The following is a 14,641-nucleotide window of genomic DNA, read 5'->3' on the forward strand; positions in this document are numbered from 1 at the left end:
GCCCTTTGTTAGATTTTACGACAATTAATCCTCGCTAAGCTGCTGCAACTCATTGTCATAACAGGGTATAGTATGCCCACTGTGCATATTTTTGGGTCCTCCCCAGCCAAGGACGTGTTTATGAATCCTAATATTAAAGCCGCTTTTACCACTCTCTTTGCCCTAACCACGGGCGTTTCTAGTTTCTCTGCTCTTGCCGCCAATGTTCCTGAGAATACCATTTTGGCGAAAAATCAAACCTTAGTGCGAGGTAATGATGCAGAGGCCGCCACGCTTGATCCTATGAAGGCGGAAGGTTTGACTGAAATGCATATCGTCCGAGACCTGTTCGAAGGCTTGGTGATACAGGATGAGAACGGAAAAGTGGTGCCAGGAGTCGCGTCACGTTGGGAAAATAAAGACAATCAGGTTTACACTTTCTATCTACGTAAAGAAGCAAAATGGTCTGATGGAACACCAGTTACTGCCCAAGATTTTGTGTATGCCTTGAGACGAGTTGCTGATCCAGCGTCTGCCTCGCCAAATGCTTGGTACTTAAAACTCGCATCCATTAAAAATGCAGCAGACATTATCGAAGGGAAAAAGCCTGTTGATAGCCTTGGTGTCAAAGCCATCGATCCACAAACACTCGAGTTTACCTTAGACAAACCAGTGCCCTACTTTATAGCGATGACTGGCCACACTTCAATGATGCCGGTGCCTGAAGCCGCCGTAAAAAAATACGGAGACAAATGGGCTAGACCGGAACACATGGTCTCAAACGGGGCGTATAAACTGACCAAATGGGTGATCAATGAACGGGTGGAGCTAACACGCAATGCTAATTACTGGGATAACAGCCATACTGTAATTAATAAAGTCACCTATATCCCATTTGAAAATCAAACCTCGGAGATGAATCGTTATCTCACTGGGGAAGTGGATATTACATCGAATGTTCCAGTGGCAATGGCGAGCAAGCTGAAAAAAGAGCACCCTCAAGATTTTCGCGTCACTCCGCTACTGTGTACCTATTACTATGCGTTTAACACTCAGCACAAACCTTTCGATGATCCCCGCGTAAGACAAGCGCTCTCCTATTCCATTATGCGTGACGTCATCACCAATGGCATTACCGATGTTGGCAATATTCCGGCCTACACCTTTGCCCACAAAGATGTGGCAGGATTTACTGCGACCCAGCCAGCTTATGCTTTGATGACTCAAGAAGAGCGTAATCAGAAAGCCAAAGAGCTGCTCAAAGCTGCAGGTTTTGATGAAAAACATCCACTGAAAGGCACTTTGCTTTACAACACCAATGAAAGTAACAAAGCGATTGCTGTGGCGATTGCCTCTATGTGGAAGAAGACCTTAGGTGCCGATATCACCTTAGAAAACCAAGAATGGAAATCGTATTTATCATCACGTAAATCCGGTAATTTCGATATCATGCGTGCTTCTTGGTGTGGTGATTACAACGAAGCCTCTACGTTCTTAAATCTATTTACCACCGATAACGAACGCAATTACGCTTTCTACAAAAATTCTGAATACGACGCCACGTTAGACAAAGCACAAAAAGCCACCGATGTGGGTGAACGTAATCACTCATATGATCATGCTGAAGCATTGCTGAGCCAAGACATGCCGATTGCGCCAATCTATTATTACATGCAGCCCCGTTTAGTCCGTGCAACGGTAGGTGGTTTCCCAATGCATAACGCAGAAGGGAAGATCTACACGAAAGATCTCTACATCAAAGCGAAAACTCAAAACACCAAGTAAAACGGGTAGAGTGTGTAATTGTGAATGAATAAGGGAAAGCATACGCTTTCCCTTATCTCTTTCTATCTGCTTTATCGAGCAACTTAATCTGCAACTCTTCAATAACTTCAATATCCGCCATGCTCATGTTTACCGCGACAAACTGGCTATCACACCGTTCTGTCGTCTCATAATGGGTAATACAGCCGCAAATGGGACAGTGCATAAATTCAGCTTCTCGATCGCCCCATAGATAACCTTTGGCGGGTTGCTCGTGAGCGGTTATGGTCACGTCACTTTTTGGGAAAGTAGCTCCAGAGCGCGCCGTAACGATGGCAAATCGAACAGTTGCACTTTGTTGCTTCCGTTGGCAATTTAGATAACATCAACTCGATGTTGCCACAATGACACGTCAATTTGATCATCTGCGATCCCTGCGTTCTTAATGTGCGTGTCCCATTCAATTAGCCGTTTAACTGGCGAATCGACTGTTCAATAAAGGTATCACCTTCCGTAAGCTCGATAATCATGCGATTAATTTGCGGATGCTCGACTAGAGCGACCAACATACTCGCGACATCTTCGCGAGAGACTTTCCCATAAGGAATAGCAAGACCCGCTTTGACAAGTCCTTTACCAGATGTATCCGTCAATGTTCCAGGACGCAAGATAACCCAATTCAAATTGGACTGGGCAAGATAAACATCCGCTAACTTCTTCACACGCATATAGTTTTCAAAGGTATCTGATATAAAGCGCGCTCGGCCTGCCTCCGGAAAAGCCGATACCAACAAAAAGCGACTCACACCCGCTAATGTCGCGGCGTCCACCGCCAATTCTAACCCTCGCCCATCAATGGCATTTGTCATTTCCTCGCCACCTTTGCCGCCCGCACCTGCGGTAAAAATAACGCAGTCACAGCCTTTCATTAACGTGGCTAAACCATTGACATCCAACTCAAGCAAATCGCCATAGACAGGATAAGCTCCGGCTTCCAACAAAGTTTCTTTTTGTTCCGCATGACGATACATCCCCATCACTTCGTGATGATTCGTCACCAATTTAGGAATAAGCCAATGCCCAACTTTACCTGCTGCTCCAATTACCAACACTGAGCTCATAGATTCTCCCATCCGTAGTACGTCAACGACTTATGCCTCTTTAAGCATAACACTGTTACTGTGCCCTAGGAGGAAAATAAGTGCAACTCACTCATACTTAAGGCATATTTTTATAGATATTGGTACAGATTATGTCCGTTATTATTTTCAGGACGCTACATATTTGTAGAATAACGCAGCGCATCGACCACCAGATTAAAGGCAGCAGACGACTGACGACGATTAGGATAATAGATATGATAACCAGGAAAAGGTTCGCACCAATCGGTTAACACTCTGACAAGTTTTCCCTGTTCGATATGCAGCGCAATAATGTCGTCTGGTACATAAGCCAAACCAAAACCATCAAGCGCACCTTGAAGCATTTGATTGGTGGTATTAAAGGTCAATTGGCCTTCCACGTGAACATTGACTTGCGTAACGCCATTATCAAATTCCCAAGCGTAGAGACCGCCATGGCTTTGCAAACGCAAATTAATACATTGATGATGCATCAGATCGCTGGGTTCTTTGGGTATCGGATGCTTGGCAAAGTATTCTGGTGAGCCAACCACAGCCATTCTCATCTCTGGTCCAATTTTTACCGCAATCATATCTTTTGCGATTTGATCGCCAATTCGAACGCCAATGTCAAAGCGTTGTTCAACAATATTGGTCAAACCGTAATCAATATTGATCTCTAACTTAATATCCGGGTAACGCGCCAGTAAAGGGACCAAACGTGGCCACAATATATTGTCTGCCGCATGATCATTGGCGGTGATACGAATGGTGCCCGTCGGATGTTCACGCCAATCACTCAGCGACTCAATACTGGCGTCGATCGCTTCAAACATATCAGCGACTTCATCAAACAGTGTTTTTCCCGCTTCAGTTAATGACACACTACGCGTGGTACGCATTAACAAGCGCACACCAAGGCGAGTTTCAAGTGAGCGAATGGTATGGCTTAACGCGGATTGAGACACGCCAAGCTTGGCAGCGGCTCGGGTGAAGCTGCTTTCTTTGGCAACGGCGATAAAAGCAATAATGTCACTGTAGTTTTCTCTTGGCATAACAAAAACCTAATCATCTGAATTGCAACATAATATCGAATCTCATTGCCACGCCCAAACGGTCAACTTACCGTTCTAGCAAACCAATGGCGACACTTTAATCAATTCCATTGAACCGAATGACATTTGACATGACACATCAAAATAACCATATGATTTTGAAATAGATTTAATTCGTTACACTTATTATTAATGAAGATTATTCATTATTAGAATAACTATAGTTCATTAATAATCATAAACCAGATTCAGCTTGATTCAGGATCAAATACGCACAGAGAACAAGGAGCGCCTATCTTCCCCTTGTTCTAAGAACGATAGATTAAAGCGATGCAAGGGAGAGCATCAAAGGTAAGGTGATTAAACTCGCTAACGTAGAAAGCGTCAGACTTTTACAAGGGAAATCGGTATCTTTGCCCGTTAACTGCGCGAACAACACAGACATACCCGCCACAGGGCAAGCACTCAACGCCATAGCAATAATCAAAAGATTGCCATGGATATCAAGGGAGAAAAGCGCAATGAGCACAATTCCAGGAAATAATAAATTGCGCATAAATACACTTAACCAAGCGTAACTGCTCACCCAAATCTTACGAATATCCACTTGAGCCATCGCAGCGCCAACCAAAATCATCGAAAGTGCCGTGTTCATTCCGCCAACATGAGCCAATGCGGTATGTAATGGCAGAGGTAAGCGAATAGAAAATAAAAAGAACAAACACCCCACCACAGAGGCGATGGTATTAGGGTTAACCAACACTTTAATCAGAGCACGGCGATCAAAACGGCCAGAATAAGTGAGCAAACCGTGTGTCCAAACGAATAGGCCGTTTACCGCAATGTAAACCGAACCATAAAATGCACCTGCGCTTCCCACCAAAGCCATCACTAACGGCAAGCCCATAAAACCGCAGTTAGAATAGACCGCGGTAAACTGCATTTGCTCAGCAATCGCCTTCTTCTTCAAATGCTGACCGTTGAGTAATAACTTACTTAATACTATATAAATCAGGTGGATACCCACTGTTAAACCCGCCATTAACGTAAAGTTGTGCCAAAGTTCATCAGTGAATGGAATTTGAAAGGCATTAAAAATCAGACAAGGCATCACAATGTAACACAACAGCCACGTTAGCCGATCGCAAATCGCCTTTTCCAACACCTTCGATTTCGCAAGCCCATAACCGAGCCCCATAAGAAGAAACAATACGATGATTTGATTGATAATAATGCTAATTGCCATGATGCTTTGCCTGAATAAAAACAATGCACCATTATACATTAACGCTCATATTCAATAATTGACTAAAAATGATGAAAAGCATAAATCCATGCATTTATCGCCATATAGTGCAAATTTAAACGAGAATACGCACATACAATGCAATTCGTTAGATTTTTTCACTAAACAAGCGCTAACAACAGAGTAAGATGCGCTAAAAAAGGGAGCCAATGAGGCTCCCTATCAGTCAAAACGGGTTGAACAGATTTACAAAGCACCAGTCACATATTGAGCTTCACCAAAACCAAAGCTCCAATCACTGCGATCGTTATTGATAAAAGCCACCATAAGGTCCTTTCCTTCAATGCCACAGCGCTCATGAAATTTTTCTGCCAATAATTTAAGAAACTTCTCTTTTTGTTCCGGTGGACGCGGGCTGGTAAACACTCGCAACAAGACAAAATTATCGCTGCGTTCAAACCCTAAACCAGTATCTTGGAAGATCATCTGATAAGGCTTGTTTTCTCGAACCAGTTGATATCTATCTCTTTCTGGCACATGAAATGATTCCAATACCACTTCATGGGCAGTATCAAGTAAGGTTTTAATTTCTGATTGAGAACGACCTTCAATCATATCGAATTGTAACAACGGCATCCTTTCCCTCCCATAGGAATGTCTCACTCTACTTCGCCTAAAAGAGCGCGCTAATGTCTCAATTTATCGCGATATTGAATGTAAAAATCACATCAGACGCAGGAACAATTCAAAAGCTTCCTGCTTGGTCTTTATGTTTTCCATCTTAAATAAATGAAATAAAAATTTCAATAAAATTACTTTAAATAGGGTTATTGATAAAATTCATACCACTTTTGAGAACCAAAACAACCCTGCTGCTGTCCAAATGTAAGAGTGTGATACAGTACCAAATGTTGTGCTGTATATTGAGCTTTTTATAGATTTTCACAAAATAGTAACAATAATTAGAGTCGAACTATAGGTTAGTGAGCACTGTACTGTAAGGGATCAACATGTTTAGAGATGATGTCTCCGCCTTTATCGTCATGGCAAAGCAAGAGTTGCCAGCGTTAAACGATTTCATCCAGATGTTTGAGGATGAAGTGAACCAGTTAACAGAAGCGGATATTAAACGATTTCACCTAAGAGAGAAGAAGCTACAAGACTTAATCAACGATATCTGTTGGCGTTCCATTAGTATCAACATAGAGTACACAGCCCATTTCATTAAGGAAGTGGTGGCTCAATTCCGAGTTACTTTGGTTCCAGAACGCGTATTACATTAGAGCTCGAAGACCGGTTTTTTTAGACTTAAACATGAACAGAAAGAGAGTTTAACCTTAATTTAGAGCTTATATTCTATTCTGAGAAACCACAGTATTAACCTATATTCCACTGCACATTTAAATACCGAATTAACAAAAACGCCCTTTCATTTGGAAAAATGGAAGGGCGTTTTTCATCGATTGATTTTCATCGATTGAATTAGATTTCAAACATAACCGCATCGCGTTCGAGGAATGGCCAAGAGAGCTTTTGCGGATTTTGATGGGTATTTTCTGCAAAGAAATATCCCGCTTCAGGCACCATATAGACCACATCACCACGTTTGATTTGGTGGTTATCAAAATGGCGATGGGAAAGTCTGACTTCCCAATACTCCTCTGATTCCCAACCAATAGGAGCCACTTCAACTCGAATTTCCGCCCCAATCGGAGTTACCGACATCACTTTACCGGGTAACGAAGCTTGTTTGTTCTCTTTATCAGACAAGGTCAGTTCATGACTGCGCACGTACAAGAGACCATTATGTTTAAATGGTGCTTGATCATGCGGCGTAATAAAAGCCGAGCCATTGCGCCAATGCTCTGCATTGTCCCAATCTCCTTTATAGACGTTTACGCCACCAAGAAAATCAAACACAAAACGGCTGTTAGGCTGGTCATACAAACGGGCAGGGGTATCGACTTGCTCAATGCGACCATTACTCATCACCACCACGCGGTCCGATAGCTCCATCGCTTCATCTTGGTCGTGCGTTACAAACACGCTGGTAAAGTTCAGTTCGTCATGCAAACTGCGTAGCCAACGGCGAAGTTCTTTACGCACTTTGGCGTCCAAAGCACCAAAAGGCTCATCCAATAACAGCACTTCAGGCTGAGTGGCTAACGCACGGGCCAGCGAAATACGCTGCTTTTGACCACCGGAGAGCTGCTCTGGATAGCGCTTTGCCACGTGGCTTAGCTGCACAATGTCCAGCAATTCCGCCACGCGCTTATCAATCTCTTGACTGCTTGGGCGCTGCTTACGATCCATCACACGCAGCCCAAATGCTACGTTGTCTTCTATGGTCATATGACGAAACAGTGCGTAGTTTTGGAAGACAAAACCCACGCGGCGATCGCGAACGTGCAGATTAGTCACATCACGGTCGCCAAATTTAATGGTGCCAGAATTAGCATGCTCAAGACCGGCGATAATACGTAATAACGTCGTTTTACCTGAACCGGATGGCCCCAATAAGCCAATCATTTCACCGTCATAAATATCGAGCGACAACGGTGTTAGCGCCTGAAACTGGCCGAATGTTTTTGAAAGATTATTAATTGAAATACTCATGGTGCCACTACTTAATTTTCGTTATCGACAAGTTTGGCGCGCTGTTGACGCCATTCAACAAAGGTTTTTAAACCTAAGGTAATTAAGGCAATAAAGGCCAGCAGTGATGCACTGGCAAAGGCTGCTTCGGACTGATAATCCTCATAGAGCAGTTGGACATGCAGTGGCAACGTATTGGTCTCACCGCGAATATGACCAGAGACCACAGAAACTGCACCGAACTCACCAACAGCACGAGCATTAGTGAGAATCACACCATAAATCAATGCCCATTTAATATTGGGTAACGTCACTTTACGAAACAGCTGCCACCATGAGGCACCCAAAATCACCGCAGCTTCTTCATCAGAGCGACCTTGTTGCTGCATCAGAGGAATCAATTCACGTGCGACAAATGGACAGGTAACAAATACGGTCACTAACACAATGCCCGGCCAAGCAAACATGATTTGGATATCGTGTTCAAACATCCACTCCCCTAGCCAACCGCTACTGCCGTAAAGTAGCAAATAGAGCAAACCAGCCACTACGGGAGAAACTGCGAAAGGAATATCAATTAAGGTGATCAGCGCCTTACGACCCGCAAATTCAAAGCGAGTTACCGCCCAAGCAAGCAATACCCCGAACACTAGGTTAACGGGTACAGTTAGCACGGCAACCAAGAGCGTTAACCCAATGGCCTTACGCGTATCAGGATCAGATAAGTTATCAAGATAGGCTCCGAGCCCACTAGAAAAAGCGTGCTGAAAAATGCTGAGCAATGGCAAAAGCAGTAATACAAATGAGAGCACTAAAGCAAGCGCGATCAAACTCCATTTGACGATAGGTCTATCGCCGACACGCTGCACAGAAAAGGTTTTCATCGTTTGCTCCTAACGTCCGTGGATACGACGCAGGTAACGACCCTGCCACAGGTTAATAGAAAACAGCAAAATCAAAGATGCCATTAGAACAACTGAAGCAATCGCACTCGCGCCTGCAAAATCAAATTCTTGAAGTTTAACGAAAATCATCAATGAGGTAATTTCACTCACATAAGGCATGTTGCCCGCTAGGAAAATGACCGCGCCAAATTCCCCAAGGCTACGCGTGAATGACAGCGCAACACCCACTAGCAAAGCAGGCCACAAAGATGGGAAAATCACACGGCGAAATACCTGCCAATCGGAAGCACCGAGAGTCATCCCCGCCTCTTCTTCCTCAATAGACAATTCTTCAAGAACTGGCTGAACCGTTCGAACGACAAAAGGAATACTGGTAAATGCCATGGCCACAATAATGCCGAGCGGAGTATAAGCGACTTTAATGCCAATACTTTCCAGCATCTGCCCTAAAGGGCCATTAGCGGAATAGAGGGTCGCAAGCGTAATCCCCGCCACCGCCGTTGGCAAAGCGAAAGGTAAGTCAACGAGAGAGTCCAACAAACGCTTACCCGGGAAATCGTAGCGCACCAGCACCCATGCCAGCAACAAACCGAAGAACCCGTTAAATACCGAGGCGATCAGTGCGCCCCATACTGTGACTTTATAGCTGGCCACGACTCGTGGATCGGTAATCACAAACCAATATTCCGACCACGTCATTTGACTGGTTTGGGCAATCAAGCCAGTGATAGGTAACAGTAAAATTAAGCTAACAAATAGTAGCGAAATCCCAAGGCTCAAACCAAAGCCAGGTAACACTCGCATAGTTTTCGGGCGGGAAACCGATGAAAGGGATTGACTCATAACCACTCTTTTCTAAATCTAAATACTTAAAACTCCCCCACCAAGCAGTGGGAGAGTCACTAAACAGTGATTAACGACGTTGCAATTGATCTAAGCGACCACCATTGGCAAATTCGGTTTTCATCGCGTTATCCCAACTGCCCACAATCTGCTCAACCGTCATTAATTCCACTTTCGGGAAATGATCAGCAAACTCGCTAACCACTTTGTCGTTGTGCACGCGATAGTTAAAGCCGGCGAGCAAACGCTGTGCGTCTTCACTGTAAAGGTATGAAAGATATTCTTTCGCAACATCCAACGTGCCATTACGTTTTGCATTACGCTCAACCACTGCAACTGGGAATTCAGCCAAAATTGAAGTTTTAGGGACGACGACTTCGTATTGATCAACACCGTATTGGTTACGAATATTGTTTACTTCTGATTCAAAGGTAATCAGTACATCACCAATTCCACGTTCAACAAAAGAGGTGGTAGCGCCACGACCGCCGGTATCAAACACAGCCACATGTTTTAAGAAGGTTTTTAGATAGGTGTCTTGCTTAGCAATATTTTCTTTGCCAAAGGTCTTTTGTGCATAACCTAATGCCGCAAGGTAGGTGTAACGTCCATTCCCAGAAGTTTTTGGGTTAGGGAAGACAGAAGAAACGTCATCACGTGCCAAATCACCCCAGTCTTGAATGTGTTTTGGGTTACCTTTGCGCACCAAAAATGCCGTGGTGGAATAGTATGGTGAGCTACTGTTTGGTAGCAGTTCTTTCCAGTTGGCAGGAATGAGATGACCGCGATCAGCCAATACTTGGACGTCAGTCACTTGGTTAAAGGTGACCACGTCAGCTGGCAAGCCTTGTAAAATCGAACGCGCTTGAGCAGAAGAGCCAGCATGAGACTGCTTGATTTCTACTGTTTTACCGGTCTTTTCTTGCCAATGTTTTTGGAACACTGGGTTATAACTGGCAAATAGCTCACGAGCAATATCGTAAGACGAGTTAAGCAACGTTTGGTCCGCAGCAAAGGCAGGTGTGATGCTTCCTGCAAGTAACACTGCACTTAAAAGAGATTTGGCAAAATGGCTTTTCATGATGACTCCGTGATCACGGTAAAGTGGTGCGATAACAGGGAGATAGATTATGGTAAATTGGTGTAATAATAAAATGAATCAATATAACCTTTTGGAATATTTTCAGCTTATTAATTGTATTCACAACTGCCGAAATACTTGAGAAATTGAGCTCTAGGGACAAGATAGGGTGTACTCTGGCTATCGACCGCTTTATCATTGGCTTTCAAATCCCTCCCCCAATAACGGAATAAAGGAACCCAACGTGGCACAATTTCCCTCTATCGAATCTTTTGTTGGCAATACGCCACTAGTACGTCTGCAACGATTGAACACCGAACCAACCAGTACTGTACTCGTTAAACTGGAAGGCAATAACCCTGCAGGCTCAGTAAAAGATCGTCCAGCGCTGAATATGATTCTTCAAGCCGAAGCAAGAGGCGAAATTCAACAAGGTGACACCATCATCGAAGCCACCAGCGGTAACACGGGTATTGCATTGGCGATGGCTGCGGCAATTAAAGGCTACAAGATGATTCTGATCATGCCGTCGAACTCAACTCAAGAACGTGTTGATTCCATGAAAGCCTATGGGGCCGAGCTTATTCTCGTTGAAGGGATGGAAGTGGCACGCGACCTTGCTCTGCAAATGCAAGCAGAAGGTAAAGGCAAAGTGCTAGACCAATTTAATAACCCTGATAACCCAGACGCTCATTTCAAAACGACAGGTCCAGAGATCTGGCAACAAACCGAAGGAACGATCACTCACTTTGTCTCTAGTATGGGCACCACTGGTACTATCATGGGCGTGTCTAAATATTTAAAATCGCAAAGCGAAGCGGTACAAATTGTTGGTCTACAACCAGCAGAAGGCAGCTCTATCCCTGGTATTCGCCGCTGGCCAGCGGAATACCTACCAGGTATTTTTGATGCAGCTCGCGTTGACCAAGTGCTTGATGTGGAAGAAGCCGACGCAAAAGAAACTGCCCGTGAACTCGCTCGTATTGAAGGCATTAGTGCTGGTATCAGTTCAGGTGGTGCGGTCTATGCAGCGCTACAAATTGCTAAACAAAATCCAGGTTCAGTTGTAGTCGCTATCGTTTGTGACCGTGGCGATCGTTACCTTTCATCTGGTCTCTTTTCTTAATATTCAGACCGATTAACGCCTACTTAAGCCACCTTATTTGAGGTGGCTTTTTTGTCCCCCAAGCCTGACAGATACTTCAACCTATCTTCTTACCCTTCGTTTACTGAACAAAACTTGATAATCACTTAAGCGTTTATGCGTACTATGCTAGTATCTTGCTGGATATCAATTATAAATAAGTGAATATGAAGGGTTATGATGACGTTAAATGAAGTGATAGAACAAGAGAAGCAGTTGCAACTGCCTCTTTTTAATAATGACATTGCTTGGCAATTAGGATTAAAAATTAAAGAGTTGGCAGAATCTCGCAATAAAACGGTTGTTATTGAAGTGTACGCATTTGGGCAAACCCTGTTTCAATATTCGATGCAAGGCACCTGTATCGATCAGTTGGATTGGATGCGCCGCAAACGTAATGCCGTACTGCGTTACAACAAAAGCAGTTACCAAATCGCCTTGTATAACCAAGCAAAACAGCGTGTTTTTGAAGAAATGCCGCACATCGATAACCAAGAATACTGCGGCCACGGAGGCTCTTTCCCGATCCGAATTCAAGGCTGTGGCCTTATCGGCACTGTTACCACCTCCGCATTAAGTGCTGAAGAAGACCACGCTTTAGTGGCCGAGGCCCTCACCGCAATTAAGCATGAGTTGGAACAATCTCTATTTAGCAGATAACTTGGATTCTCTCAGTATCATTCGCCCTCCTTACCCAAAGGAGGGAATACATATCCATGTTTGGCATTTAAATCAATGGCTTATCAAAGCGAATTAGGCGTACTGCAACTCTAATATCAATGAGATCTCAGTTCGTTGTATCCCCAGTTGATTTCCACGTTGAGCCATCGAATGTGACCAAAGCTTAACAACGATGCAAGATAACCGTCATAAACGGTTGCTACAGTCCTGCATGACTTTGGATTAGCGCAAAGAAATACAACTAAATCATATCAATGCGCCAATCTTTCCCAACTTATCGAGTTGATTTTTCAAGGAAGTGCTCAATGTCTCAACCATCACAAGTGACTGATAATACACGACGTCGTATGTTGCAATTTTTGGCTGGCGCACCACTATTGCCTCTTGCCAGTGGCATGATTGGCAGCAGCGTTAGTTCATTGGCTTTTGCCTCCGACAGCAACGCCTCGCTAAAGAGCGTACGTTTTATTTCTATGGATGCCCCAACACTGGCGAACCCAGCGGCGATGGCAAAGACAACCATCGACTCTGCAATGCAGTTAACCTTTAGTGATGGTTCAACGCGCGAAGTAAAATTGGCATACCAACCGTTTTTTATCACTGGCGATCGCGTGCCAGATGGCAAAGGAAATACCGTCGTTGCGGGTGGCTACTACGATATCCACAACAAGCCGATTCTTGACCCAACCGCCAACAATCGTCAATTTTTCTCCGACTGCCCAGATGGTTCAAGCCTATTAACCATTCCTAACGCTCAAGTAGATGGCGTGTATGGCAATCCAGTTTTTGCCGTGGTGCAGTTTGAATACACCACGCAAAACGGCGCGAAAGAGGACATGTATGGTCAATTGCCATCTCCTATCGCAGTGCTGACGTTAGACCAAAACCCAATGACGGGCGAATTGAAGCTGGTGAAATACAGCAATGTTGACACTTCATCGGTGGGCGGTTTATGGATTACGTGTGGCGCAAGCCTCTCTCCTTGGGGTACACACCTTTCCAGTGAAGAGTATGAGCCTGACGCATCTGATCTTAACAACGCTGAATTTAAAGGCTTTAGCCGTCATCTTTTTGGTGATGAAAACCACGCGAATCCTTATAACTACGGTCATTTACCAGAAGTGACTGTACAACCAGACGGCACAGGCCGTATTGCCAAGCATTACTGCCTTGGTCGTATTTCTCACGAGTTAGTCCAAGTCATGCCTGATGAACGTACGGTACTAATGGGTGATGATGCGACCAATGGCGGCCTTTTTATGTTCATTGCAGATAAAAAGCGCAATTTATCAGCAGGTACTCTGTATGTCGCTAAATGGAAGCAGACTGAAAGCAAGGGCCCAGGTGCAGGCGATATCCATTGGATGAAACTGGGTCACGCAACCAGTCAAGAGATCAAGAAACTGATTGATGGTGGTATTAAAGCCGCCGATATCATGGATATTCGTACTAAGAACCCGAATGACAACAGCTTTACGCACATTCGCTACTCAGGCAAAGATAACTGGGTCAAACTCAAACCTGGAATGGAAAAGGCGGCAACGTTCCTTGAAACGCACCGTTATGCTGCGCTGAAAGGTGCTTCACTTGGCTTTACTAAAATGGAAGGCACCACAGTGAACATTGCCGATAAGAAAGCCTACTCTGCTATGTCTTACATCTACAAAAGTATGACCGATGGTACTACCGATATTCATGTTGAAGGCCCTAAAGCTGGCGCAGTGTATGAACATACACTGAAAGGCAATCAACGCGATTTGGATGGGCACGCGATCGACAGTGAATGGGTTTCCACACATATGCATGTGCCTTATAACCTAGTAGGTGAAGACTTAGCAAAAGCAGATGCACTTGGCAATACCGCGAATGCAAACCGTATCGCAAACCCAGATAACATTAAGTTCTCTGAAAAATTGCGTACACTCTTTATCGGTGAAGACAGTGGCAACCATGTCAACAACTTCTTGTGGGCATACCATGTCGATACTGGCGAATTGTCGCGCATCATCTCTTGTGCCGCAGGTGCTGAATCGACAGGGCTTCACGCAGTTGATGAAATCAACGGTTGGACCTACATCATGAGTAACGCTCAGCACCCAGGTGATTGGGAAAGCCCACTACATGACAAAGTGAAAGACATTCTCGACCCGTACATCAAGGCCAATTACAAAGGGGGTTATGGTTCGGCGGTCGGCTACATCACAGGTATGCCAAAACTGAGCTAGTT

Annotated in this window: 15 protein-coding genes; 5 read left to right on the forward strand and 10 right to left on the reverse strand. The window is 44.4% G+C overall.

The genetic code is table 11. From position 1 onward, the window contains the following. Positions 1-120: 120 nt before the first annotated feature. The gene (locus OCV11_RS23590) at positions 121-1,764 is read left to right on the forward strand and encodes an ABC transporter substrate-binding protein (RefSeq protein WP_261896892.1); all 1,644 of its coding nucleotides are present in this window, start codon (positions 121-123) and stop codon (positions 1,762-1,764) included. A gap of 52 nt (positions 1,765-1,816) precedes the next feature. Here the strand turns inward: OCV11_RS23590 and OCV11_RS23595 are convergent, their stop codons facing one another. The 6 genes from OCV11_RS23595 to OCV11_RS23615 all read right to left on the reverse strand — a co-directional run bounded on the left by OCV11_RS23595 (position 1,817) and on the right by OCV11_RS23615 (position 5,801). Beyond that, the gene (locus OCV11_RS23595; protein ID WP_261896893.1) at positions 1,817-2,035 is read right to left on the reverse strand and encodes a hypothetical protein; all 219 of its coding nucleotides are present in this window, start codon (positions 2,033-2,035) and stop codon (positions 1,817-1,819) included. 1 nt (position 2,036) lies between these two features. Beyond that, entirely contained in the window at positions 2,037-2,168 is a 132-nt protein-coding gene (locus OCV11_RS25140; RefSeq protein WP_444546125.1) for a GFA family protein, read from the reverse strand. A gap of 39 nt (positions 2,169-2,207) precedes the next feature. Next, complete coding sequence (locus OCV11_RS23600) at positions 2,208-2,864, reverse strand: NAD(P)-binding oxidoreductase (RefSeq protein ID WP_261896894.1); 657 nt, start codon at positions 2,862-2,864, stop codon at positions 2,208-2,210. Positions 2,865-3,019: 155 nt separating this feature from the next. Next, positions 3,020-3,919: a LysR family transcriptional regulator gene (locus OCV11_RS23605; protein WP_261896895.1), complete on the reverse strand. Its 900-nt coding sequence runs from the start codon at positions 3,917-3,919 to the stop codon at positions 3,020-3,022. A 322-nt stretch (positions 3,920-4,241) separates the two neighbouring features. Continuing rightward, positions 4,242-5,165 (reverse strand): AEC family transporter, encoded by a 924-nt coding sequence (locus tag OCV11_RS23610; RefSeq protein ID WP_261896896.1) that lies wholly within the window; start codon positions 5,163-5,165, stop codon positions 4,242-4,244. A 246-nt stretch (positions 5,166-5,411) separates the two neighbouring features. Next, positions 5,412-5,801: a tautomerase family protein gene (locus OCV11_RS23615; protein ID WP_261896897.1), complete on the reverse strand. Its 390-nt coding sequence runs from the start codon at positions 5,799-5,801 to the stop codon at positions 5,412-5,414. A 374-nt stretch (positions 5,802-6,175) separates the two neighbouring features. Here OCV11_RS23615 and OCV11_RS23620 point away from each other — a divergent pair, with 374 nt between their 5' ends. Continuing rightward, a complete protein-coding gene (locus OCV11_RS23620) occupies positions 6,176-6,448 on the forward strand; it encodes a hypothetical protein (protein ID WP_261896898.1) in 273 nt (90 codons plus the stop codon). A gap of 199 nt (positions 6,449-6,647) precedes the next feature. On the opposite strand, the gene OCV11_RS23625 is transcribed toward OCV11_RS23620, so the two are convergent. The 4 genes from OCV11_RS23625 to cysP all read right to left on the reverse strand — a co-directional run bounded on the left by OCV11_RS23625 (position 6,648) and on the right by cysP (position 10,589). Next, positions 6,648-7,781, reverse strand: coding sequence for a sulfate/molybdate ABC transporter ATP-binding protein (locus OCV11_RS23625; protein WP_261896899.1), 1,134 nt, complete (start codon positions 7,779-7,781; stop codon positions 6,648-6,650). 11 nt (positions 7,782-7,792) lie between these two features. After that, on the reverse strand, positions 7,793-8,644 hold the full coding sequence (gene cysW, locus OCV11_RS23630) for a sulfate ABC transporter permease subunit CysW (protein ID WP_261896900.1): 852 nt from the start codon (positions 8,642-8,644) through the stop codon (positions 7,793-7,795). 9 nt (positions 8,645-8,653) lie between these two features. Continuing rightward, the gene (gene cysT / locus OCV11_RS23635) at positions 8,654-9,508 is read right to left on the reverse strand and encodes a sulfate/thiosulfate ABC transporter permease CysT (RefSeq protein WP_261896901.1); all 855 of its coding nucleotides are present in this window, start codon (positions 9,506-9,508) and stop codon (positions 8,654-8,656) included. Between the two features lie 70 nt (positions 9,509-9,578). Next, a complete protein-coding gene (gene cysP / locus OCV11_RS23640) occupies positions 9,579-10,589 on the reverse strand; it encodes a thiosulfate ABC transporter substrate-binding protein CysP (RefSeq protein WP_261896902.1) in 1,011 nt (336 codons plus the stop codon). A 244-nt stretch (positions 10,590-10,833) separates the two neighbouring features. On the opposite strand from cysP, the gene cysM reads away from it, so the two are divergent. From cysM to OCV11_RS23655, 3 genes are all read left to right on the forward strand, one after another. Further along, positions 10,834-11,715 (forward strand): cysteine synthase CysM, encoded by an 882-nt coding sequence (cysM, locus tag OCV11_RS23645; RefSeq protein WP_261896903.1) that lies wholly within the window; start codon positions 10,834-10,836, stop codon positions 11,713-11,715. Between the two features lie 195 nt (positions 11,716-11,910). After that, positions 11,911-12,393 (forward strand): heme-degrading domain-containing protein, encoded by a 483-nt coding sequence (locus OCV11_RS23650; RefSeq protein ID WP_315972754.1) that lies wholly within the window; start codon positions 11,911-11,913, stop codon positions 12,391-12,393. A 326-nt stretch (positions 12,394-12,719) separates the two neighbouring features. Further along, on the forward strand, positions 12,720-14,639 hold the full coding sequence (locus tag OCV11_RS23655) for a PhoX family protein (RefSeq protein ID WP_315972755.1): 1,920 nt from the start codon (positions 12,720-12,722) through the stop codon (positions 14,637-14,639). Positions 14,640-14,641 lie beyond the last annotated feature (2 nt).

It is taken from the genome of Vibrio porteresiae DSM 19223 (assembly GCF_024347055.1).
Classification (GTDB): Bacteria; Pseudomonadota; Gammaproteobacteria; order Enterobacterales; family Vibrionaceae; genus Vibrio; species Vibrio porteresiae.

Coding starts and splice junctions, on each gene's coding strand:
- OCV11_RS23600 (WP_261896894.1), bottom strand. CDS start 2,864: ATGAGCTCAGTGTTGGTAATTGGAGCAGCAGGTAAAGTTGGGCATTGG.
- OCV11_RS23615 (WP_261896897.1), bottom strand. CDS start 5,801: ATGCCGTTGTTACAATTCGATATGATTGAAGGTCGTTCTCAATCAGAA.
- OCV11_RS23650 (WP_315972754.1), top strand. CDS start 11,911: ATGATGACGTTAAATGAAGTGATAGAACAAGAGAAGCAGTTGCAACTG.
- OCV11_RS23605 (WP_261896895.1), bottom strand. CDS start 3,919: ATGCCAAGAGAAAACTACAGTGACATTATTGCTTTTATCGCCGTTGCC.
- cysW (WP_261896900.1), bottom strand. CDS start 8,644: ATGAAAACCTTTTCTGTGCAGCGTGTCGGCGATAGACCTATCGTCAAA.
- OCV11_RS23625 (WP_261896899.1), bottom strand. CDS start 7,781: ATGAGTATTTCAATTAATAATCTTTCAAAAACATTCGGCCAGTTTCAG.
- OCV11_RS23620 (WP_261896898.1), top strand. CDS start 6,176: ATGTTTAGAGATGATGTCTCCGCCTTTATCGTCATGGCAAAGCAAGAG.
- cysT (WP_261896901.1), bottom strand. CDS start 9,508: ATGAGTCAATCCCTTTCATCGGTTTCCCGCCCGAAAACTATGCGAGTG.
- OCV11_RS23655 (WP_315972755.1), top strand. CDS start 12,720: ATGTCTCAACCATCACAAGTGACTGATAATACACGACGTCGTATGTTG.
- OCV11_RS23590 (WP_261896892.1), top strand. CDS start 121: ATGAATCCTAATATTAAAGCCGCTTTTACCACTCTCTTTGCCCTAACC.
- cysP (WP_261896902.1), bottom strand. CDS start 10,589: ATGAAAAGCCATTTTGCCAAATCTCTTTTAAGTGCAGTGTTACTTGCA.
- OCV11_RS25140 (WP_444546125.1), bottom strand. CDS start 2,168: ATGATCAAATTGACGTGTCATTGTGGCAACATCGAGTTGATGTTATCT.
- OCV11_RS23610 (WP_261896896.1), bottom strand. CDS start 5,165: ATGGCAATTAGCATTATTATCAATCAAATCATCGTATTGTTTCTTCTT.